18 protein-coding genes, 1 CRISPR repeat array and 1 riboswitch are annotated in these 23,837 nt (G+C 30.6%); of the genes, 6 read left to right on the forward strand and 12 right to left on the reverse strand.

What is annotated here, in order from left to right:
- Positions 1–84: 84 nt before the first annotated feature.
- Together V9L05_RS15555 and V9L05_RS15560 are read right to left on the reverse strand one after the other, a co-directional pair.
- Positions 85–1,419, reverse strand: coding sequence for a DUF58 domain-containing protein (locus V9L05_RS15555; protein ID WP_338812770.1), 1,335 nt, complete (start codon positions 1,417–1,419; stop codon positions 85–87).
- A gap of 73 nt (positions 1,420–1,492) precedes the next feature.
- Complete coding sequence (locus V9L05_RS15560; protein ID WP_338812771.1) at positions 1,493–3,391, reverse strand: tetratricopeptide repeat protein; 1,899 nt, start codon at positions 3,389–3,391, stop codon at positions 1,493–1,495.
- Between the two features lie 175 nt (positions 3,392–3,566).
- On the opposite strand from V9L05_RS15560, the gene V9L05_RS15565 reads away from it, so the two are divergent.
- Entirely contained in the window at positions 3,567–4,625 is a 1,059-nt protein-coding gene (locus V9L05_RS15565; RefSeq protein WP_338812772.1) for a glycosyltransferase family 2 protein, read from the forward strand.
- Positions 4,626–4,627: 2 nt separating this feature from the next.
- On the opposite strand, the gene V9L05_RS15570 is transcribed toward V9L05_RS15565, so the two are convergent.
- The 5 genes from V9L05_RS15570 to V9L05_RS15590 all read right to left on the reverse strand — a co-directional run bounded on the left by V9L05_RS15570 (position 4,628) and on the right by V9L05_RS15590 (position 10,521).
- Positions 4,628–5,083, reverse strand: a complete 456-nt coding sequence (locus V9L05_RS15570) for a GNAT family N-acetyltransferase (RefSeq protein ID WP_338812773.1) — start codon at positions 5,081–5,083, stop codon at positions 4,628–4,630.
- 46 nt (positions 5,084–5,129) lie between these two features.
- Entirely contained in the window at positions 5,130–6,407 is a 1,278-nt protein-coding gene (locus tag V9L05_RS15575; protein WP_338812774.1) for a hypothetical protein, read from the reverse strand.
- A gap of 159 nt (positions 6,408–6,566) precedes the next feature.
- Positions 6,567–7,304, reverse strand: a complete 738-nt coding sequence (locus V9L05_RS15580) for a metallophosphoesterase family protein (RefSeq protein WP_338812775.1) — start codon at positions 7,302–7,304, stop codon at positions 6,567–6,569.
- A 15-nt stretch (positions 7,305–7,319) separates the two neighbouring features.
- Entirely contained in the window at positions 7,320–7,844 is a 525-nt protein-coding gene (locus tag V9L05_RS15585) for a hypothetical protein (protein WP_338812776.1), read from the reverse strand.
- Positions 7,845–8,091: 247 nt separating this feature from the next.
- The gene (locus V9L05_RS15590) at positions 8,092–10,521 is read right to left on the reverse strand and encodes a TonB-dependent receptor (protein ID WP_338812777.1); all 2,430 of its coding nucleotides are present in this window, start codon (positions 10,519–10,521) and stop codon (positions 8,092–8,094) included.
- Positions 10,522–10,632: 111 nt separating this feature from the next.
- Positions 10,633–10,761: riboswitch (TPP riboswitch) on the reverse strand.
- Between the two features lie 240 nt (positions 10,762–11,001).
- Between V9L05_RS15590 and V9L05_RS15595 the strand changes: the two genes are divergently transcribed.
- The 3 genes from V9L05_RS15595 to V9L05_RS15605 all read left to right on the forward strand — a co-directional run bounded on the left by V9L05_RS15595 (position 11,002) and on the right by V9L05_RS15605 (position 13,979).
- A complete protein-coding gene (locus V9L05_RS15595) occupies positions 11,002–11,655 on the forward strand; it encodes a phosphoribosylanthranilate isomerase (protein WP_338792349.1) in 654 nt (217 codons plus the stop codon).
- Positions 11,656–11,786: 131 nt separating this feature from the next.
- Complete coding sequence (locus V9L05_RS15600; protein WP_338792348.1) at positions 11,787–12,188, forward strand: thioredoxin family protein; 402 nt, start codon at positions 11,787–11,789, stop codon at positions 12,186–12,188.
- 120 nt (positions 12,189–12,308) lie between these two features.
- The gene (locus tag V9L05_RS15605; protein ID WP_338812234.1) at positions 12,309–13,979 is read left to right on the forward strand and encodes an IS1182 family transposase; all 1,671 of its coding nucleotides are present in this window, start codon (positions 12,309–12,311) and stop codon (positions 13,977–13,979) included.
- A gap of 51 nt (positions 13,980–14,030) precedes the next feature.
- Here the strand turns inward: V9L05_RS15605 and V9L05_RS15610 are convergent, their stop codons facing one another.
- The 5 genes from V9L05_RS15610 to V9L05_RS15630 form a co-directional block, all read right to left on the reverse strand.
- A complete protein-coding gene (locus V9L05_RS15610) occupies positions 14,031–15,683 on the reverse strand; it encodes a hypothetical protein (RefSeq protein ID WP_338812778.1) in 1,653 nt (550 codons plus the stop codon).
- Between the two features lie 115 nt (positions 15,684–15,798).
- Positions 15,799–16,422, reverse strand: a complete 624-nt coding sequence (locus V9L05_RS15615; protein ID WP_338812779.1) for a hypothetical protein — start codon at positions 16,420–16,422, stop codon at positions 15,799–15,801.
- A gap of 351 nt (positions 16,423–16,773) precedes the next feature.
- A complete protein-coding gene (locus tag V9L05_RS15620) occupies positions 16,774–17,388 on the reverse strand; it encodes a DUF3575 domain-containing protein (RefSeq protein ID WP_338812780.1) in 615 nt (204 codons plus the stop codon).
- Positions 17,389–17,409: 21 nt separating this feature from the next.
- On the reverse strand, positions 17,410–17,985 hold the full coding sequence (locus V9L05_RS15625) for a MarC family protein (protein WP_338812781.1): 576 nt from the start codon (positions 17,983–17,985) through the stop codon (positions 17,410–17,412).
- Positions 17,986–18,078: 93 nt separating this feature from the next.
- Entirely contained in the window at positions 18,079–18,681 is a 603-nt protein-coding gene (locus tag V9L05_RS15630; protein ID WP_338812782.1) for a DUF502 domain-containing protein, read from the reverse strand.
- Positions 18,682–19,334: 653 nt separating this feature from the next.
- Here V9L05_RS15630 and purB point away from each other — a divergent pair.
- Positions 19,335–20,678 carry an adenylosuccinate lyase gene (gene purB / locus V9L05_RS15635; RefSeq protein WP_338812783.1) on the forward strand — a complete coding sequence of 448 codons (1,344 nt, stop codon included), beginning with the start codon at positions 19,335–19,337 and terminating at the stop codon, positions 20,676–20,678.
- Between the two features lie 470 nt (positions 20,679–21,148).
- Positions 21,149–22,183: a CRISPR direct-repeat array (repeat unit 31 nt; unit sequence GAAATTAATCGAACCCAAGTGGGATTGAAAC).
- A gap of 252 nt (positions 22,184–22,435) precedes the next feature.
- The gene (locus V9L05_RS15640) at positions 22,436–23,701 is read left to right on the forward strand and encodes a DnaJ domain-containing protein (RefSeq protein ID WP_338792341.1); all 1,266 of its coding nucleotides are present in this window, start codon (positions 22,436–22,438) and stop codon (positions 23,699–23,701) included.
- The last annotated feature ends 136 nt before the right edge of the window (positions 23,702–23,837 follow it).

Genomic DNA, 23,837 nt, shown 5'->3' on the forward strand with positions numbered 1-23,837 from the left:
TATTTAGCTCTTTTATTTTTCATACTATACTTCTTACAAAGTCTATATATCTATGATACTCAAAACTTGTAAGATAAACTCATTCTAAATCATCCCTCTAGCCTTCAATTCCATATATTTATTCACTGTATTGACCGATAAATCTTCTGGACGAGTGAGAACCGACTGAATACCATATTTTTTGAGTTCATCTACCATTCTACGTTTTTCTACTAAGAATTTTTGTGCTAGAGTTTGGCTATAAATATCTTCTAAATCAGTTGTGGGAAGGTTTGAATAATCAGTAAGTTCGGTGTTTTGGAAAAAGACAACCACTAAAAGGTGTAGTTTATTAAGTCTTCTAAGTGTTGGTAAGTTGCGTTTGAGTGCGCTCATACTCTCAAAGTTGGTAAAGAAAATCAAGAGACTTCTACCATTTGTCAGACGACGAACTCCATCATACATCAAGTCATAATCAGCTTCTAAAAATTCCGTTTTTTGACGATATAAGGATTCCATTATTTTACCTAGCTGTCCCGAACGCTGTTCTGCTTTTATCCTTGAATCTAGTGTATTCGAAAAACTAATCAATCCTACTCTATCTCCTTTTTGAAGGATAATATTTGACATTACTAACGTAGAATTAATGGCATAATCTAACAAAGTCATTTCTTCAAAAGGCATTTTCATAACACGACTTTTATCCAAAATCAAATAAATAGGTTGTGAGCGTTCGTCTTCATATTGATTTACCATCAGTTCATTTCTACGACTTGTTGCTTTCCAGTTGATACTTCTAAAGTCATCGCCACGAACATAATTTTTTACTTGGTCAAACTCATAACTATGTCCAATTCTGCGAAGTTTGCGAACTCCATTTTGCATACTTAGATTCGAAAACATCATCAATTCATATTTTTTCATCTGCATAACCGACGGATAAACAGCCGTATCGTATTGAGCAGGAACTTGGACACGTCGTTTTAAAAGTCCAATTTGAGTTTTGGCAATGAGATTTATATCTCCAAAATTAAAAATTCCTCTTTCAGTGGGTTTTACGTGATATAATATTTCCTCTGGCTTTTCTTGTTGTAGCTTTGTCGTAATACCAAAATCTCGTACTTGAAGCTGAAAAGGCAATTCATCATAAATTTCTATCTCAACAGGCAAAGGATATTCACTTTTTACAATTAAACGAACAGGATTTGCATCTCCTAAAGAAAGTTTTGGATTCAAAAGGCGTTCGGCTTTTAGTTTCATTTTTGGATGAAAAAGCATAATTCCTTCAGCAGTTGCCAAGACAGCCAAGGCTGCTAACGCAATTTTGGCAATCCATAACAAAGGAGGAAACCAAAAAGCACTAATAAAAAGACAAATACAAGCCGTAATGGCATAAAAAAAGCGATTAGTAAGAAAGGTGTTTTTTATGATTGACCACATTTTTGAATAGGGTTTTGTTATTTTTCTTTTCTAGTTCAAACGTCGACGCTTCAACTAGAAATACTTATTATTTTTATAATTCTATTGTAACCAAAATTACATCATCAGTTTGTTTGTTTTCTCCTTTCCAATTTAAGAAATTATTTTTCAAAAAGTCATATTGTTCAGAGCAACATAGTTTTGAACTCTCTTCAATATGAGCAATCAGATTTTTTGACATAAACTTACGATTGTTTTCTCCTCCAAATTGGTCTTGATAGCCATCAGAAAACAAAAAGAAACGGTCTTTTTCTTGAAAGTCTAAATAATGTGTTTGAAATTGTTTTTCTTTTTTATAGGTTTTCCCTCCAATAGCAGAAGAAGAACCTTTTATACGCTCTGCTTTTCCATTTCTTACGAAAACTAAAGGCAGTTTTGCACCCGAAAATTCTATTTTTTTGTTTTCTTCATCAATTACTAAAATAGTTGCATCCATTCCATCATTGGTATTTGAAGTTTCTTGATGCAACGATTCTCTGACACTCTTATCCAAAGCATACAAAATTTGAGACGGCTCAGTTAGTTTCTGATCTTCTACAATGGTATTCAAAAGTGTACGTCCCAAAACAGTCATAATTGCTCCTGGTACACCGTGCCCTGTACAATCAGCAACAACCACTATTTTTTTATTCTCAATTTTTGTTGTCCACATAAAATCTCCACTCACAATATCACGAGGCATGTAAATGATAAATGATTCTGGAAACATCTCATTGAAATATTCTTTACTGGAAAAAGCATTCTGAATGCGTTGTGCATAATTTATACTTGCCGTAATGTCTTTATTTTTTTCTTCGATAAGGTCGTAGGCTTCTTTTAGTTCTACATTTTTTAATCGATAGATTTCTGATTCTTGTTGTGCTTTTTCGGCTTCAAACTGAGTTTCTAAATTTCTTATACGAACTGAATTTTCATCTCCTAAAGCAAGTTCTTTTATTTCATTGTATTTTTCTAAATGAAAAAAAGCTTTTTCGTAGTTTTTATTTTCTTTATAGGCATTACTAATTAGCAAATGAATTCGGAATAATTTTGCTTTAGCATCTAGCTTTTCAGCTTCTTCAATTGCTTTTTTGAGAAAAGTGATAGCTTCTTTTGTATTACTTAGTTCTAAGTGCAGACTTCCAATTTCGGAAAGAGTGGTAACAGCAGCCGTATAAAAGTTATTGTCTAGTCGTATTTTGAGAGCTTCTCCATAGTAATTAAATGCTTTTTTATAGTCTTTTTTAGCAGCATAGATTTTTCCTAAATCATTATAATCTCTAGAAATACTACTTTGATTGTTTTCTTCTATATGCAATTCTAATGCTTTATGAGCCTTTTCTAAAGCTAATTCATACTCTCCTTTAAGGTAGTGTACATTGGCAAGTCCATTTATAATTCTTCCTTTTCCATTATTTTCCTCTATTTTTTCGAAAGCTATATAAGCACGATTATAATACTTTTCAGCTTGTTCATAATCTTTCAAATCAATAAAAAAACCTCCTAAAAGATACGCACTAAAACCAACTGTTCTATCCATTTCGAATTTTTGGGCTAATAAAAACCCTTCTCTAGTAAGTTTTAAGCCCTCATCGTAGTTTCCTATATTCCAATAAGTACTGCCCAAACGCATATAAAGGTCAGCTAAATAGTTACTTTGAATAGTTTCTAAATAATGTTTTGCTTTGGTTAAATATTCTATTGCTTTTTTGCTATCTCCAATAGAACTTTGAAGAAAACCTATACTTGAATATCCGATACCTTTTACTTGATAATTCTCTTTCTCATCCTGTACTTTTTCTATATTTTCTTCAATTAGTTTACCAGCTTCAAAAGATTCATCTATCTTTCCTCTAAAAAATAATTCTTCTACAAAACTAACAGCCAATTTAACAATTTGCTCAGGTTCTTTAGTAGTCGCTAATTCAATATATAGTTGGTCTATTTTTTTCATTTGCTAAATTTATAATCGTGAATTTATAGGTGTACGAGTTGGAATAAATTCTGAATATGATTTTAACTGTTTTTTATGATTTTTTTTGAAATTATTTTTTTAAGTATAACTACCTAAATTTACGTAATTTTGATTCTTAAACAACTTTTTTTAGCATAAAAAGAATAAGAAAACGATGAGTTTACCCAAAATTACGATAATTACGCCTTCTTTTAATCAAGGAAGTTTTATAGAAGAAACAATAAATTCTATCTTATCACAAAATTATCCGAATTTAGAATACATTATTATAGATGGAAAAAGTACAGATAATACTGTAGAAATTATAAAAAAACATGAAAAATATATTACTTACTGGGAATCAGAAAAAGATAAAGGACAAAGTGAAGCGATAAATAAAGGAATGCGAAGAGCAACAGGAGATATTCTGACTTGGATTTGTAGTGATGATTTATTGTTAGAAAATTCTTTAGAAACAGCAGCCAATCATTTTTTAGAAAATCCAACTGTTTCACTTATTCATGGAAAAACAAAAACATTTGGAGAAGGATATGATGACAAAATAACAGCAGGGTTTCATTCCGATTTGGACATCGATTATTTTACCCACATGGCTTTTCCTCAGCCATCCAGTTTTTTTAAACGAGAGATATTTGAAAACCAAAGTTACATTGTAGATAATCAAGGTATAGCTCAAAAGAATTTGGTAGATGAATCTTTACATTATTGTATGGATTATGACTTATTATTACGAACAGCATTAAATTATGAAATTCTGAAAGTAGATGAGCTTTTTTCTGCTTATCGCTTGCACCCAGCCAGCAAAACGGTTAGTGATTGGAGTAAATTTGAAGTAGAAAAAGACAGTGTTTTTTTGAGATTACTCAATACACTCAATACAAAAAAAGAAGCTAGAGAAGGAATAGAGTTTTTAAAAGAATTAGGCATTGAATCTAAAGAAAATTCAGAATCAAATGGAATCTATAATTTTGCTAATCAGATAGTTAGTAAAATAAATTTAGACAGAATAATTCAGATGTTTTTATATAGAAAAATTCCTGTTTTGTTTGAAGCTAAAGAGTATGAAACTGTTGTTTTGTATTGTGATGCTTTGCAGAAAAAATATCCTAATTTCTATAAATCTATGAATTTGGATTCTATGTATCAGACAAGTAAATATAATTCATTGTCTTCGTTTGGGAAGTTGGGTTGGAAATTTAAGAAACTACTATGATTTTACTCACTCCAATAATAAAAATTATGTTCTGTGTCTAACTCAAAACCAGTTTTAGGATAAAGTTGATTTCCTTCTATATTATTTTTGTCAGTTTCTAACATCAAACCTGCTGACTCTGTCTGAACAGCTATTTTTTTTGCTTCCTCAATTAATAAAATAGAAATTCCTCTTCCTCTAAAGTTTATATCTACAAACAAATCATTTAAAAGCCAAAAACGTTTTAAACGAGTAGAAGAAAAAATAGGAAAGAGCTGTACAAAACCAACAAGTTTTTCAGAGTTATTTTCAGAAAATTGAGCAACAAAAATTTCCGATTCATTATTTTGGATTCTTTTTCTCAAAAATTCCTTTGATGCTTCTAAGTCAGATTCTTTTTTATAGAAGACTCGGTAGGCATCAAAAAGTAGATTTAGGTTTTCTAAATCATTGAGAGTAGCTTTTTTTATAGTAATCATAGTTTTTTAAATTGTAGAGTTTGATTTTAGTTTACTATTTTGATTATCAAGTTTTTATATTGATTTGATTTTGCAAAAGGTCTAGTATTTCTTTGTTAGAGCAGAGTATCCTTTGTAAAGAAATAAATCCTTTTTGTTTAAATTGTTTACATTTTCTTCTAATAAATCGGACTATTTTTTGAACTTCAATCGCCAAAAATGCAAATTTTAAAAGTTTATTTTCAAATTCTTCTTTATTTTTTGTTCTAGGTTCACTAATTTTTAATACGTGTTTGAGTGTTTTGAAAAACTGTTCTATATAGGTTCTATTGAACCAATGTCTTCGTAATGTTTTTGCAAAAACGGTCAAATTTGGGGTATATATAACACTTACTTTTTTTGAGCCATTTAACCTAAAAAATAATAAAACAACTTCTCTTTTTTGGCATTGATAGAACGCTTTTAGACGTAAAGTAAAAGGTGTTTTTTCTTCTTCCTTGAGATGTCTTTGCGCTTCTTGATGTTTTTTTTCTTGTTCTAAAAAAACACGATCTATATATTCTTTTGAGTTTGTTTTTTTATTATTTACTATAATAATATGATTTTTTTTAGGTACACTAATATAAATCAAACTTGTTGATTGGTTGGTACATTCTTCACTCAATGAAACATCACTATAGCCACTATCACAACTAAAATGAATAGAAGGTAATACACTATTTTCTTTAGCTAATTTTTCTTGTAACTTTCCCCAACGATTCACTAATTTTTTAGCTATTTGAATAGGTTCTTTTTTATCAGCTTTTTCTTTTTTTCTAACAAAATCAAAAAATAAAGGATAAAAAACATCTTCAATATATAATCCAAAACAAACCACTTTAAAGCCTAGAGTAGTAGCACGATACTGTCCACTAAAGAAACTTCCAAAATAATCATTTTCTCTACCTAACTCAGAGAGCCATTGACGAAAAATACTGTCATCTAAAACTGCCGTAACTCTTTTTTTTGACCAAATACTACTATCTTTTGAAGCCATTTCTTTCAATAAATGAACCACTTGAGTTTTAAATACATATTCATAAAGTACACGTATTTTGTTGATTGTCAGTTTTTTATACAACTTTTTGTAATTGATGGATACTTGACTACTTGTGATACCAAATTTGACTAAAATACTTTTCAAGGTAGGCAAACCTAGTAATTGACCTAGAAAAAATACAGTTTGCATTTTTTCAAAAAGTAATGTATCAGATTCATCTACATTAGAAATATCTAATTCTGAAAAAGAGTTCTGAAAAAGAGTAGAAGTAGCTGAAAATTCCTGTTCAAAATATTTTTTTGTCAAAGAAACTATTTTTGTGGCTATTTTTTTTTATCATTGTAGTGTATTTTACAAAATCTAATTATTTATTTTGTGGTAAAAACAAATATAGGACTTTTGCAAAATATAATTGCCGTACAGAGTTGATATTCAGCAAAATACGGCAATTTTAAACTCTACAATTTAAATCAAATTAGATTCTAATCTTTTTTGCTCTAAATTTTTCTGAATGATAAGTTTTTTTGTGTCCAAATCAAAACAGATTAACTTGCCAAAACCTTGATTTTTGAAATCATAAAATACTGCTCCATTATCAAGACAAATTAAAGGAGAATTATTTTGAATAGAATAATGAATGTCAATGAGTGGTGTGGGTTGGTGTCCGAATATGATAGTTTTAGACTTTGCTACTTCTTTATCATAAAATACATCACGCATCCAGAGCATAGAATCAAAATCTTGAAAAGGCTTTTCTGCATTAAAATCAAAACCTGCATGAACCAAAAAATAATCTTCTAGCTCAAAATAATAAAATAAATTTTTGAGAAAAGTATGATAGTTGCCTTCTATATTTCCATTTTCATTCAATAAGTTTTCTAGTTTATAGGCTTTATGAAAAAGAAGAGGGTTTTCAGGATATTCTTCTATACTTTCTAAAAGTGTTTGTTCGTGGTTTCCTCTAAGCGCAAAAACTTGATAGTTCTCAGATTGAAGGCGCAAAATTTCATCAATCACTCCCTTACTGTCAATTCCTTTATCGATATAATCTCCCAAGAAAAACAACAAATCATCCTTTGTAAGATTGATTTTTTGAAGTAAAGCTCTAAAAGTAAGAGAACAACCATGAATATCTGGAATGACTAATCTTCTTCCTTTAGTTTGATTTGTATTGTTGAATATTTTTATTGGGAATAGTGGCATATTTTGAATGTAGTTCTAATAATTAGCTCCAATTTTACAATTAGGAAGTTGTTCTTTTAGATATTCAACTTCCTCTTTAGAAAGATGACAACCATAACAGTAAAATTCTTCTAGCCATTTCATTTTACTAACTGTTTCTATATCAGAAAAATTAGTATTATCTGTTAAATCAAGAGTTTTAAGGCTTTTTAGTTCTAAAATTTCTGTTGGAAGTTCTCTAATATAATTCAAAGTTAATGATAGAGTTTCTAAGTTTTTTAAATTTTCAATTTCTTTTGGAATTTCTCTAATAGCTAGACATTCAACTCCTGCTAAACAACAATCTTGTCCAATAACAGACAGATAAGTGAGCCAAGTTTTTTCAAAAACTTCAATAGGAATCTCTTTTATTCCTGTCAAACTGAGCGAGTCAGATTTTTCTTCCTCGTTTTTTACTTGATTTATGTCTGTCAAACTCACTTCAGATTGACTTTCTTGTGACTTTTCAGTGCAAGAAACAAATAGAAAAAGTATACAAAATGCTAGAATTTGGTTTTTCATGTTTTGGTTTTAATATGAAAACAATTTTATAAACCCTCGTTGACGATTTCATTTGAGTCTCAACGACGGTTTATTTTGTTCTATTTTTCAACCGTCAACGAGGTTTCACCGTCTTTGAGGGAAAAAAGTTGAATAAAAACAAAAATACGATTTATCCGACCAAAAAATCGAACAAACCGTATTTCCTAAACTGCTTGTACCTCTGCCTTTGTCGGTATCTCACCAACGACAAAAAACAATGACTTATTTAGAAATTAAGTTTCAAGCCCACCAAGAAATTACGTCCAGCTTGTGGATAGAAATAATTCTGACGAGTAGTTTCTCCTCCTGCAATGTACCCAAACGTATAGCCATTGCTTTCGTATTCTTCACTCAAAATATTATTTACAAGTAAATTCAATTCTATATTTTTGAAGAATTTATAAGAAAAATTATAAACCAGTTGTAAATCATTTACAAAATAAGCATCTAGTTTTCTTGTGTCTGTACTTGTGTTATCCAAAAATTGCTCACCTACATATTTTGACAGAAGGTTGATAGAAAAACCAGTAGAAGGACGGAAAGACAATGTATTTGCAGCAATAACTGAAGGCGAAAAAGCAATATCTGTTTCTCCATACTTGTTTTCTTGCTGTCCTCCATTATCATAATCATCTAAATATTCTGTAAAATCCTTGATTTTATTTTGACTAAAAGTAGCATTTGCAGACCAAGAAAATTTTTGACTAAACTGATAATCTGCCACAATTTCCACTCCTGTACGATAACTCTTATCTACATTTTGACGAGTATAAGAACCGACATCATTTACTTGACCAGTTAAGATCAGTTGGTCAGTATAGTTCATCAAATAATAATTAGCTGACAAAGAAAGTTTCTCAAAACGACCATTCCAACCAATTTCTATATTATCCAAACGCTCAGCTTTCGGACGAGTAGCAGGCGTAGATTCTGTAAAATCATCACGATTTGGCTCACGATTAGCCCTTGCCCAAGAACCATAAAAACGATGATTGTCTAGTTTGTAAGTCAAGCCAAACTTTGGATTGAAAAACGAAAGATTAGCATTTTGTTCTACATTACTCAAATCATTATCAAAACCTAAAAAGTCGTAATCAATAGTTCTGATCTGAAGGTCAGCAAAAACAAAAAGATTTTCTACTGCTTGATAATTTATTTTTCCGAATAAATTAAAGTCTTTTTTAGTAGCATCATTTTCATAATATCTATCTCTAATACTGCTATTTGAAGCATATTTTGCCCAAATAATTTCTCCAAAATGCCCACCTTCATATACATTATATCCACCTCCAACAATGGCAGTCAAGACAGATTCGTTGCCCTTTGTAGCACTACTTTCATAGTTTAGATTGAAAACAGTTCCATAAAAATCGTTATCTAACCAACGACGACGAATCAAATCCGTAGTATTTATTGTAACAGAATCATTAATTACAATCTCTTCTAAACCATAATCAGAAAAATCTTCATTGGACTTGAATTGTTCATAATATCCTTTTCCTTTAGTGTAGTGAAGTGCTACATTTGCCGTCAAATTTTTATTAATTTTTTGGTCAAAAATAAATTGATAATGATCTTGTCCATAATTATCCGTTTCGTTATCATAACCAGCCAATTCATTGTAAGTACGATTTCCTTCTTCTAAAATTTCTTGAGGAACGCCATTCCATGCTTGAAAAGTTTGTTCTCTTCCTCCAAAAATATTGAGTTTAATACTTGTTCCAACTTTATTTTGATAGACACCAGAAACAAAAAATGATTTCAAATCTGAAAATGCTTTATCGATAAATCCATCAGAAGTAATTTTTGAAAGACGACCCGAAAATTTGATTCTGTCTTTTAAAAGTCCTGTGTGAAACTGAACATTATGACGAAAAGTATTAAAAGAACCGAAAGAATTACTAATTTCTGCTCCTGCTTCGTCTTGTGGTTCTTGTGTTGCAATATTTACAGATGCACCAAAAGCACCTGCGCCATTTACAGAAGTTCCGACACCTCTTTGAATCTGAACTGAACTAGCAGAACTAGCAAAATCAGGCATATTTACCCAAAAAGTTCCTTGTGATTCTGCATCATTCAAAGGAATTCCGTTTACAGTTACGTTCGTACGAGTGGCATCACTTCCACGAACTCGCATTCCTGTATACCCCACACCTGCACCAGCATCAGACGTACTGACAACCGAAGGTGTATATTGTAATAAAATTGGCAAGTCTTGTCCTAAATTACGTTTTTCTAATTGTTCTTCATTAAGTTCTGTAAGTGTTACAGGGTATTCTCTGTAGGATTTAATGATGATTTGGGAAAGTGTGTTTCCATCTAGTAAGACAATATCAAACACTGTATTTGCATTGAGGTCAATTGTTTTTTCTATGGTTTGATAACCGATATAAGAAACTTTTAATGTGTATTCTCCTATTTCAGAAGACAGGTTTGTAAGAATAAACTCTCCATTCAGATTGGTAATTGTTCCTTTGCTGAAACTTCCATTATTGAAATTTAATAATACAGTTGCACCAATAAGATTTTCTCCTTTTGTATCTTTTACAGTTCCTGTAATAGAATATGTATCTGTATTTTTAGCAGATTGACCAAAAGAAAAATTAGAAAGTGATAAAGAAATGAGAAGAGAAAAAATCAAATATAGATTTTTCATAATTTCCGTTTTGTTTTAGTGTTTTTTGGTAGAAAAATTAAAACGGAAAGGAGATAGGAGAATAAACCCTAAGGGACTTCAAAGACCCTTAGGGTTTCGAAGACCAAAATATAAAATGGAGGAGCGAATCCCTACGCTTGCATTACCAAGTTCAGGTTCATCTACAAAATTTTGTATAGGGTATAATCTCAGCTTCTAATTTTTATTTTGGAAAAATTGTTAGCACCCCTTTCGCAGCGCAAAGGTAAGCGATTTTTTTTTAGTATTGCAAATAAAATACTTGTAGAGTCTCTTGTATGTTATTTTATAATGGGTTAGCTTATAGAAAATATTTTATTTTTCCATCAAAAATTTGTAGTTTAGTAGTATGTAATTTTTTTATAGCATTTTTCCAATACTAGTCAAACAAAATACGCTGTTAGTTTGTCTAACAAAATAAAAAATTGCCTACTCACACTATACAGTTTTAATTATTAAAAAATGTCTTTTCCTCTCATAAAAGTTTGTGGAATGCGTGATGCTCAAAATATTGAGCAAATAGCTTCTCTTTGTCCTGATTTTTTAGGATTCATTTTTTATCCTCGTTCGAAGCGTTACGTACGTCAATCAGATTTGAGTACAGAACAAGTAGATAAATTACTTCCAAAAAATTTACCTACTTCTATCAAACGAGTAGGTGTTTTTGTTGAGTCTCCTGATGCTGAAGTTGAAAGAATTGCTCAGAATTGGAAATTAGATTTTGTACAACTCCATGGAAATGAATCTCCTGCTTTTTGTCAAAAATTAAAAGAAAAAGGATTCAAAATTATTAAAGTTTTTTCAGTAGGAAAAGAAGGAATTTCGCTGGCTTATATGAGTCTGTATGAAGAATTTGTAGATTATTTTTTATTTGATACTCAAACGCCAAATTATGGTGGAAGTGGACATAAATTTGACTGGGATGCGCTCAAAATGTATGACTTAGAAACTCCTTTTATGCTTAGTGGTGGAATTTCTCTACAAGATGTCGAAAAACTAAAAGGATATATTCATCATAAATGTATTGGTTTTGATGTAAATAGTAAGTTCGAAACTGCTCCTGCTCAAAAGAATGCTGCTTTATTGGAAGAGTTTATAACCTCAATGAGAAAGTAGATTTTACAGAACAAATTTTAATTAATGTTTTTTAATAAATAAATAAGAAATACTTGGGTGATATTTTTTTGATTTGGGTATAAATAGATAATCAATGTGTTCTAATTATTTATTTAAATTTCAAACCAACTATGAAAAAGTATTTTTTAACCCTTATCGCTTTATTTTTTGTAACTTTTTTGGCTAATGCTCAAAGTACAGAAGCAGCCTCATCTAAAAAAGTAATTGCTGTTGTATTTCATGCTGATTGGTGTCCGTATTGTGTCAAGCTTTCTGATAAAATAGAAAGTATAAAAGGTGATGTAGATTTGTCAAATGTAGAATTTATTGAATTTGATTTTACAGACAAAGAAACTAAAAAAGCTACTGAAGCTTTTGCAGTTGAAAAAGAAGTAAAATCTGTATTAGAAAAAAATAAAGGCACAGGCTTTTTAGTATTAATTGATGCTGAAACAAAAGAAGAATTAGTTAAAATTAGTGGAAAAGATAGCGAAGAAGAAATAAAAGCTTCTTTTGAAAAATATCTAAACTAAAAAAAAATCTATTCTCCTTACTAAAAGAGGCTGTCCGAAAAGTACGGATAGCCTTTTTTTTATGGTTAATTTTTTTTATTTTCGAGGTATATATACTTTTATACTAACGTTATATAGCCTATGGCAAAAGTAGTTTTCAAAAACCAAAGTGGTAAGCAGCCCGAACTTTTTCCTGTCAATATATTTGACAAAATTCCAGCTCACCATCCTGTTCGTTTAGTTGAAAAGGTGGTTGATTCATTGGATATTAGCGATTTGATTTCTCAATACAAAGGTGGAGGTTGTTCAGCTTATCATCCAAGAATGCTCGTTAAAGTGCTATTCTATTCTTATTTATCCAATATTTATTCTTGTCGTAAAATAGCTAAAGCTCTTGGGGAGAATATTCATTTTATGTATTTATCAGGCAATTCTACACCAGATTTTAGAACAATTAATGACTTTAGAGGTAAAATTTTGAAGGCACACATTCATCGTTTATTTGGAGAAGTTGTTAAAATGTTGGTTGAAATGGGTTATGTAAGTCTTGATGTTCAATATATTGATGGAACAAAAATAGAGGCTTGTTCTAATCGTTATACTTTTGTTTGGCGTGGTAGTATTGAAAAAAATAAAGAAAAGTTAGAAACTAAAGTAAATAAAATTTTATCTGATATTGAAAGTAGTATTCAATCAGATAATCAAGAAGAAAATAAAGAAGAAGTATCTACTCCATTAGATTCAGAATTATTAAAAGAAAAACTCGCTCAAATCAATAAAAAACTAAAAGAACCGAGTAAACAACAGGCAAGAGAACTAAAAAAAATGCAAGATGAATATCTTCCTAGATTAAGTAAATATGAAGAGTCTCTGAAAATTTTAGGTTGTAGAAACTCGTATAGTAAAACAGATACGGATGCTACTTTTATGCGGATGAAAGAAGATCACATGAAAAATGGACAACTCAAACCTACTTATAATGCTCAAGTGTCCACAGAAAATCAATTTATTACCCACGTTTCTATTCATCAAACGGCAGGAGATACCACCACTTTATCCTCTCATTTAGAAGGATTTGAAAATCAGTACAATAAACAAAGTAAAGAAGTAGTAGCTGATGCAGGTTATGGAAGTGAAGAAAATTATGAATTACTTGAAAAAAAAGAAATTACTGCCTACGTTAAGTACAATTATTTCCATAAAGAGCAAAAAAGGAAAATGAAAAATAATCCTTTTTTAGTTCAGAATTTATTTTACAACAAAGAATTAGATTTTTATGTCTGTCCGATGGGGCAAAGAATGAAGAAAATAAGAGATGGAAAACGTACTTCAAGTAATGGATACGAATCGCAAGTATCTTATTATCAAGCAAAAAGGTGTCAAGATTGTCCTCTTCGCAATTTATGTCATAAAGCTGAAGGCAATAGAATAATACAAGTGAATCATCGTTTAAACCAACTAAAAGAGAAAGCTAGAAATTTACTAACTAGTGAGAAAGGATTAGAGCAGCGCAGTAAACGCCCTATAGAAGTAGAAGCTGTTTTTGGGCATCTCAAATATAATAATAAGTTTAATCGATTTACTTTTAAGGGATTAGTAAAAGTAGAAATGGAGTTTCTATTGATGGCTCTTGGACATAATTTTAGAAAAATGGTGGCAAAAACTGCCGATAAGCTAAAAAATACTTTCAATTCTAAAAAATCATCTTTTTGCACCTTTTTTTATACTCAAAAAAATCACCAAAAGACAAAATTTGTTTGCATCATCAAAAAAATCAACCAAAAAGAAGAATTACAAAAAATAGCTGCATAAAAAGAGGCTGACCTTTTCGGACAGCCTCTTTTTTTATGCAAATTGAAAAATCTATCTAAAGATTTTATACAATCGAATGGTAGTAGTGTCTTGTGCTTGTTTTTGCCACAAATCATAACTTTCAGAAAAATTCAAACCTAGATACTGACTATGTTCGACGTATAAAAAAGGTTCTGAAAGTGTAGGTTCTTTCCATTCTTTTAAAAGTTGATATTTTTGAGCATACTGATTTCTGATTGAATATTTGATTTTTTTATCTTTCATTATGCTTTCTGCTTCCAAACAATTATTAGCCAAAACACAATAATCATCTGTCAAGATATAAAAAATAGAATCTATACTATTTAATATATTTTTATTGTTAATGGTAGAATCTGTATCAAAATCTTGAGGTAAGATAAAATAATTAATCTTCGCTTTCTCTAAAAATGGGATAGGTTGCAGTGTTCCTTTTAAGTAGATTTTTTCTGTTTTATCTAACTCATTGGTAACCAAATTTTCTTTTATATACATTGTTGCTTCATTATAAGAAGTTGCAGAATAGGAGTAAATATGAGCCATTACGAGCCAACAGTTATAAAATATCCCTAAAAAAAGGAACCATTTACCAGATTTATTGAGAAGTTCGCCAAACAAAAATGCCCAAGCAGAAAGAGCATAAGCAAGCAGCAAAACCAAAATCCAGATACGAGGAGCTTTTTCTAAAAATAGTGTTGGAAGGGCAATAGAAGCCAAAAATAAAAGCCAAAAAATAATTTTTTGATTGATTAATTCTTTCCAATCAAAGGAAAGAGCATTGGTGTTTTCTTTGGTTATGCTTTCTTTTCGTTTCAAAAATTTCTTGATGACAGAAAAAATAACCATTCCTATTCCTATCCAAATTAAAGGATTTTCAAAAAAGAAAGTATATTTGAAATAGTAAAGTAAATCAAATTCTACCCAAGATTCGCCTGTAACTTCTCGTTGGTGTGCTTCAAAAATTAAGTAATATAAGTTTCCTAGATAAGCTGTCCATTTTCCTAAAAGAAGTTGTCCAATTAAAGTCCAAAAACCTACAAAAAGAATATTTATTACGCCAAAAACAATTATTTTTTTTATGAAATTAAGAATAGAGTTTTGATAGAATAAATAACCAAAAATGAAAGGCAGAATCAAAATAGACTTGTAATTAAAACCGAAAGCAATAGCAAAATAAATACTCAAATGAATTAGTTTTTTGTAGTTCTGATTAGTTACTTCTTTAAAGATAAGTTTTTGAAGTTGATTCAAAGTGAGAACCAAAAAAAATAAACTTCCATTATCGATTGTCAAACAACGACCAGAGTAAACCAATAAAGGCGAACTTCCTACAAAAATAGCTAAGAAAAATGCAGCCGTAGCTGAAAATTTCCAGTCTTTTTTTAGTATCAAACACAAAAACAGAATCGCACTAATTTGTAAAATTGCTTCTCCATAAACTATAAAAATAAAAGAAGTTGAGTTGTTTTGAAATACAAAGTAAAAGAATGCGTCAAAAATGTGTAAAAAGGGTGCTGCGTGATGAAAGAGCATCGAAAAATCACCTTCTACTAGTTGTTTTGCAGCTAAAAAATTAGTTACAGCATCATAATCATGTAAGCCTAATTCTGACAACCGAAAAAAACGAAGCAAGAATAGAAAAATAAAGGCAGCAATGAGCCAAAAATGAGTTTTGTAATTATTCATCAAAATAAAAAATGTATATCAAAAAAGCATATTCCTTTGATAGAATATGCTTTTTAAATTTTACTAAAATAGTCTCTAATTCAATAAGCTAAAAAATTATAACTTATTTTATGCTTTATTTTCCTGTAAGAGCCGAAAATACAGCATTTAAGTTTTCACTTCCTCTCAATTTCTCTAAATTATCATTCGGCATATCAGCACGAAAAAGGTCTCCAATTTTATTACCTACAAGAGAGTTTAGGTCTGTTCCTGCATATTGTTTGGCTACTTCTTCTGCTTTTTTGCGAGTGATAGTACCTTCTTGCATATATTTTTCCATCATTTTTGCATCTTCAGGATTCATAGATGCTTTTTGAGGAACAACTTTAATACTTACTTCTGTTACATCAGTGTGGATGAAAGCACGCATTGCCATAGAAACCATACTTGCTTTTACAATATCTTGAATCTGAGCATCATCAGCACTGGCAGGAACTGCAGGAGAAATACGAATTTGTGTATCCGACATTTTCTCGTAAGTATTATTGTCTGTACTATAGTCTCCTAAATCCATAATCATTTCATCAAGATTAGCAAATTTTGTTGGAGATTCTTGGTCAGTGTTTACTGTTTCATCAGTAGTAGTTTCTTCGGTATTTTCTTCTGTCGTAGTTTCTGTACTAGCACAAGAAGAAAACATTCCGATAGATAAAAGTAGAGAAAAAACAAGAAAATACGAGTATAAAGAATTTAATTTCATAAAATAGGGAATTTCGTTTGAGGGTAAATTAATTTTTGAAAAGATATGGAATAGAAATTAAATAAACTACTACTTTCAAATTTGCAATTTATTGATAGCTAATAAATTGCAATGATAGTTATAATTTTTAATTAGCTTCGCTGCTTTAACAGGTCTTCATTATTCCTATGTGTTTTATTGCTTGATTCTGAATTAAAAGATTTGGCTTTATAATGATTTATTACTTAGTAGTTTTTTGAGAAAAAACTTAATAACAGCCGAAAATTACGAAAAAAAACAATAACTTTTGTTAAAAAAGAAGAAGATAGTCTGATTATTAATTAATCTATTAAAGTAGTGAAGTAGATAGATTTAGAAAGCATAACCCAAATTCACACCTATACGTGGAAAAAGTCCAGCAATAGGAACAGGTATTTTTTCTTCTACTACATCATCATTTTGATATCGTATATTGATTTTACTTAGGTTATACCAAAAGCCTCCCAAACCACCAAAAACATCAATTGAAAAACGGTCTTTTATCAAAAAATTATAGCCTGTCATAATCCCCAAGCCATAATTATTAAATTTTCCATTGGCACTTCCACTTGTTTCTGCTGTGCCACCATTGACTGAAATATCCAAATTCATACGAGCATAATTAGCATACGAACCTACATAGAATCCCTTTAATGCTTGCTCACTAAAATAATATCTATATTCAGGCATAAATCCCCAACTTGTAAGTTCTAAATCTCCTCCTACTTCCGAACCATTGCTTGTCTCATATTTAAATTTATTAAAACTTAGATTCGAACGACTTACCAACAAACTCAACGAAGAGTGTTCTGTAATAGCTACTTCTAAACCCAGCGTATAACGTCCCAAAATGGGATTAAATGGATTTGTCTTTATGATAGCTTGTTGTGCAAAGCTCATTTCAAAAAATGAAAAGCAAAGCAGAGTTAGAAAAAATAGTTTTTTCATATTATTTGTTTTAGAATGTAATTATCCAATTACAATGTTAGTTTTGATAAGTTTTATCGCAATAGCTAGAAGAATAATGCCAAAAACTTTTCGCAAAACTGCTTTTCCTGTTGCCCCTAACTTTTTATCAATCCATTTAGAGCCACGTAAAACAACATAAATAACAATCAGATTAATCATAATACTAATCAAAACACTTGCTTGTGAGTATTCGGCACGTAGTGAAATTAATGTTGTCATTGTTCCTGCACCTGCAATAAGTGGAAAAGCCAATGGAACAACAGTAGAATGACTTACTTCTGGGTCAGTTTTAAAAAAATCAACTCCTAATACCATTTCCAAACCAATTAGAAACATGATTAGACCACCTGCAATAGCAAAAGATGCCACATCAAGACCAAAAAGTTGTAAAATTTCTTGTCCAACAAACAAAAAAGCAACCATCAAAATACCTGAAACCACTGTTGCTTGTAAGGCTCTTAGTTCTCCACCGTTTTTCTGACGTAAATCAATAATAATAGGAATTGAACCTAAAATATCGATGACTGAAAATAAAATAAGAGATACAGAAGCAATGTCTTTAAAATTGAATTCCATATTTTTGGGAAATGAAAATTGAGAAATAAATAAGTAGTAGTAGTGATAAAGAAGAACAAAATTTAGTTAATTCATAACTGACAAGTTATAGTTCTACAGTAGGTCTTCTCCAAATTCTTTATCGTTGTTTTCTGTTATTGCAAGCTCTGAAACACCACCAGAAGCAATAAATTTCATTAAGTCAGCCGAATTATCATAATCAATAGGAGTAATGTTTTTAGCAGCTACCAAATACAAATTACCTGAAATATTATAAGAGTGAGGAAAATAAACACCAATTAAATCATTGATTTTGAGTAGTGATAAATCTTCTGCTGTAATAAAACCAAGTCTATAAATTTCATTTTCAGCATTGAGCTTTACTAATACTGATTTACTAAATTTTTTCTCTTCTCCTACAAAGGCAGCCATCAAATCTTTAATAGAAGTATAAATAAGTCCAACCATAGGAAGGCGCAAAAGTATTCTTTCGAACCACTCAAAAAATGATTTTGCTATAAAAAGAGAGGTCAGGTAACCAATAAAAGTAAGAGTTACTAAAATAACTATAATACCCACTCCCCAAGTACTAAAAGTGAGTAGAGAATCTACCCACTCTAAAAAAGAAATTACGACATATATTGTTCCTGCTAGAGGAACTGTAATAAGCAGACCACGAAAAAAATAGGTAGCAATTGTTGAAAAAGTAACCTTCATAGTTTTTTGATGGTTTATGTTTTTTTAGTTTTAAAATCTTACAAAGGTCGATATTTTTAACCATAAAACCTTAATAAATTTAGGGTTTATAGCTTAGAATTTAGAATAAACAGCCAAGCCAAAACCTAGAAGTAAAATAAATTTAGATTTTGGAGGTCAGAAGTTTTATATTTGTAGTAAATAAATTTAGAAGCTAGACCTCTCAAATCAGCGAAGGTAATTCAGATTTTAGAATTAACTATGCTTATTTTTAGTTTTAGCTTTTAAATTAGTACACTGTTTCAAAAGTTTTACAATGTTTTTTTTGTGTTCAACTCCCTAGAGTTGAACGAAATGCTTCCTCAGAAGCGTGATTCAAGCAAATAAATCACGCTTCTGAGGAAGCGAAACATTCAGTTCTGAGGAACTGAATGCACAACAAAAGGCAATAAAACTTTTGAAACAGTGTGTTAGTACCGTATAATAAAAATTATTTGCATTTCCTTGCATGTGTAAAACAGGGTTAAAACCCTGTTCAATTTATAATTCTGCCATTATCGGTCGCTACCGACGATAGTAAAATATAAATAAACTTTTGTTACACGGTATTAGTATCAAGAAATTTTGCATTTGTATTATTTCTGAATTCTAAATTCTAAACTCTAAATTGGTTCATGCTTACAGCCATTTCTCCCATTGATGGACGTTACCAACGTCATACAAAATCGTTACAAAATTATTTTTCAGAATATGCGCTTATCAAAGCTCGTGTACAAGTAGAAATTGAATATTTTATTGCGCTTTGTAAAGTTCCTAAAACAGAATTATCACAACTTCCAGAGCTTTCCGAAACACAGCTTATTTACCTAAGAAAAATCTATACCGAATTTTCTTTAGAGAATGCTCAAAAAATAAAAGAAACTGAAAAAGTTACTAATCATGATGTAAAGGCAGTTGAGTATTTTGTAAAAGAAGAGTTAGAAAAGCTAGATTTAGGAATTTATAATGAATTTGTGCATTTTGGTCTAACCTCACAAGATATAAACAATACAGCCAATCCCATTTTACTAAAAGAAGCTGAAGAAAAAGTTCTTTTTGAAGAGATAAATACGAGTATAGAATTATTAAATTCTATTTCAGCAGAATGGAAATCAATTCCGTTGTTGGCTCATACACACGGACAGCCTGCATCGCCTACTCATTTGGGAAAAGAAATAAAGGTTTTTGCTTATCGTTTGGAAAAACAGTTTGAAAGCCTCAAAACACTTCCTCATACAGGTAAATTTGGAGGAGCGACTGGAAATTTTAATGCCCACAAAGTAGCTTATCCAAAAACAGATTGGAGAAGTTTTGGAAAGAATTTTTTAGCTGTGCATTTGGGTTTGGAACGCCAAGAATGGACTACACAAATTGATAATTATGATTTTTTGGCTGCACGACTAGATGCTTATAAGCGAATCAATACTATTTTGATAGATTTTAGTAGAGATATTTGGGCGTATGTTTCGATGGGATATTTCAAGCAAAAAATAAATCCGAATGAGGTGGGTTCTTCGGCAATGCCTCATAAAGTAAATCCAATAGATTTTGAAAATGCAGAGGGAAATTTAGGAATTTCGACAGCTCTTTTCGAACATTTATCTACCAAACTTCCTATTTCTAGGTTACAGCGTGATTTGACAGACTCAACCGTTTTGAGAAACTTGGGTGTTCCGTTTGGGCATTTTCTGATTGCTCTCAAGTCTCTTCAAAAAGGTATTTCTAAATTAGAGATAAATGAAGCCAAAATAAAAGCTGATTTAGAAAACAATTGGGCTGTTGTGGCAGAAGCTATACAGACAGTTTTGAGAAGAGAAAGTTATCCAAAGCCTTATGAAGCCTTAAAAGCACTCACACGCACAGGAAAAACAATGAATGAGGAAACAATTCATGAGTTTATAAAGACTTTAAATGTTTCTGATGCTATAAAAAATGAACTTTTAGAGATTACACCTTTTAATTTTACGGGTTATAACTAACTCCAATTTCATAAGTAATTGGGCAGAATTACATATAACAAAACCCACGATTTTAATCGTGGGAAAAAAAGCAGAAAACACCCTCTAACTATCCCATAACTAAAGTTATGGGTTTCATTCTAAAAAAGATGCTTAATAAATAAGCTGTAAATAATTTAGCTCAATTTCATATCACCAACTTATTTATCTAGTCTGAAATACGTAATCTATAACTAGAATTTTGCAGAAGAGAAAAAGTGCTATTTTGAGCGATAGAAGGCTATAGGGTCGTCTAAGTCTTTAAAAATTGTTCTTTGACAGGTGAAAAAATATTTTTAATTGCTAATTTGCTGATTATCAATGGTTTATGTGTGTCGTCGTACTCTAGGGGTTTTCTTACTACTGGACTGCGACGACAAACTTGGTATTTTTTTAAAATAAAAATTAGGTTTCTATTGCAGAAATCAACTTTTTTTCTGAAATTGTAACGTGAAATTAATCGAACCCAAGTGGGATTGAAACTTTCCAATGCTTTTGGGGCATTGTCTGTCCCTTTTGGAAATTAATCGAACCCAAGTGGGATTGAAACTAAATTCCTAAATCTTTTTGCCTTTTTATTTCTTTTTGAAATTAATCGAACCCAAGTGGGATTGAAACTCGCTTTCGAAGGGAATGGTTTAGCTTGCATTCCTAGAAATTAATCGAACCCAAGTGGGATTGAAACGTCCCATCACATGCTCAATAATGCCATTTAGAAATGGGAAATTAATCGAACCCAAGTGGGATTGAAACAGGGAAGAAAACAAATTTGTAGGTATAGATGGTCCTAGAAATTAATCGAACCCAAGTGGGATTGAAACGAATAAGACGTATTGTAAGTATTCGTTGTGCCGTGGGAAATTAATCGAACCCAAGTGGGATTGAAACGATGATGTGATTGTTTAGTTTATAAAAAAAAACGCCCGAAATTAATCGAACCCAAGTGGGATTGAAACAAATTTATCCCTGTTTTGTCGTAACAGAGCTTTAAGAAATTAATCGAACCCAAGTGGGATTGAAACAACATTTGTTAGGCAATTTAAGGGAAGTCTTGAGGAGAAATTAATCGAACCCAAGTGGGATTGAAACAACGCTGCTTTACTAGCATTTGCCACGTCCTCAAACCGAAATTAATCGAACCCAAGTGGGATTGAAACGAAAGTTAGACAGGAGGTTATGCCTTATGTCGCTTCGAAATTAATCGAACCCAAGTGGGATTGAAACCAAGTTCTATCTGAATTTATAGATGCGAATTACGCTAAAATTAATCGAATCCAAGTGGGATTGAAACTTTGGATTGACACGAGCTTGAATACCTCTACTAATAAATTAATCGAATCCAAGTGGGATTGAAACCATAAATTAAATACTTAAAAAACCATTTCCCACAAGAAATTAATCGAATCCAAGTGGGATTGAAACTAAAAAGCTCTTGTTATGGAGTGGAGTGTAAACATAAATTAATCGAACCCAAGTGGGATTGAAATATTTATCATAGATAGATTTAGAAATAAAAAAGTATAGCCGTAATTTGTAATCGTTCTCTAGCGTTAAAAAGATAAAATAAGTAGTACAATTATCAAAATTTTCGTATCTTTTATATCCGTAATGTGAATTAAATAAACTGCCCTAAAAAAAACAGTAAACATAATGATTATTAATGAGTTATGACTAAAAAAGAGCAGAAAAAAAATTATAAAAGAAAAATATAAAAAGAATAAAAAAGCGATAAACGAGCAATGCAAAATCATTATACTACTTTGGGAATTCCAGAACTTGCTTCTCAAGAGCAAGCTAAAGTAGCCTTTAAACGCTTGGCAGTCGAATATCATCCAGATAAAAACCCTGATAACCCAATTGCAGAAGAGCTTTTCAAAAGGATTAATGAAGCCTATCAAGTTTTGTCTAATCCAGTTATGAAACAGCAATATGATACAACACTTCGCTTTGCTTATTCATATAGTTATTATGTCAATCATCGTCCCCAAGAAGCTGAGCAAAATTTTCAACGTTATCACACAGAACGCCAAAAAGACCCCAAAAACACCAATCTTTATTCTACTTTAATTTCTATCGGACTTATAGCTTATATGTTTTTGCTAGTCAATTCTATTCATAATTTTATGAGTCGGTTTCATTATTATCAAGCTCTTCAAAGTATCGAAATTAAAGAGTATGATAAAGCAATAGATGAACTTAGTTATTCCATAGGCTATGATAATTCTTTTGCAACAGCTTATTTTTTGCGAGCGAAGTTATATAGTGAGCATTTTCGTTTTCCGAATGGAGCTTTGAAAGATTATACAAAGGCAATTGAAAATGCACTCATTCAGGAAAGTGATTTTTATTTGGAAAGAGGAATTGCTTATGGTCAAATTAATGAAAAAGAGGGTGCAATTACAGATTTTTCTACAGCTCTTGACCTAAGCAAATACGAACAAAAAACAGCTCAAGAAATAGCTGATGAATATTATAATAGTCTCAAAGAATACGAATTAGCTATTGAAATTTATACTACTCTGATAAAACAAGATTCTACAAAACCTGTCTATTATGAGCAGCGAGCTTTGGCTTATGCAAATCTTCAAAATGATAATTTGGCACAAAAAGATTTTGAAACAATAATCCAGAGGAATGATAATCCAAACCAAAAACGAGTTGAAATAATAGCAAAACTAGAAAATGAAGTCAAAAATTATGTTTTAGCTTTAAAAAATAACTTCATTCTAATCAATGAAAATCCAACAGAATCAGATTTTCATTATACTCGTTCTAATTTATTTTTTAAGTTAAATAATCAGGACAAAGGAATGGAAAACTTAAACTTAGCTATTCTTTACAATGATGGTAAAAAAGAATATTATGTGCAACGAGCTAAACTGCTTTTAGACCTTCAACAACCTGATAAAGCCTGTAAAGATTGGAAAAAAGCGAGAGAATTAGGAAACACTATCAAGAATACGACACTAGATTTTTTCTGTTTTGATGAATTAGATGTAAATTAGTTTTACCTTATAAAAATACCATTTGTTTAGGGAGTAAAAAATTATTAGCAAGTGATTTGTATGATTACTATGATAATTACAGGATAATACAATAAAAATAAAATAAATATTAAAAAATTATTATTATTATTTAGCT

Source organism: Bernardetia sp. Wsw4-3y2, assembly GCF_037126295.1.
GTDB lineage: Bacteria > Bacteroidota > Bacteroidia > Cytophagales > Bernardetiaceae > Bernardetia.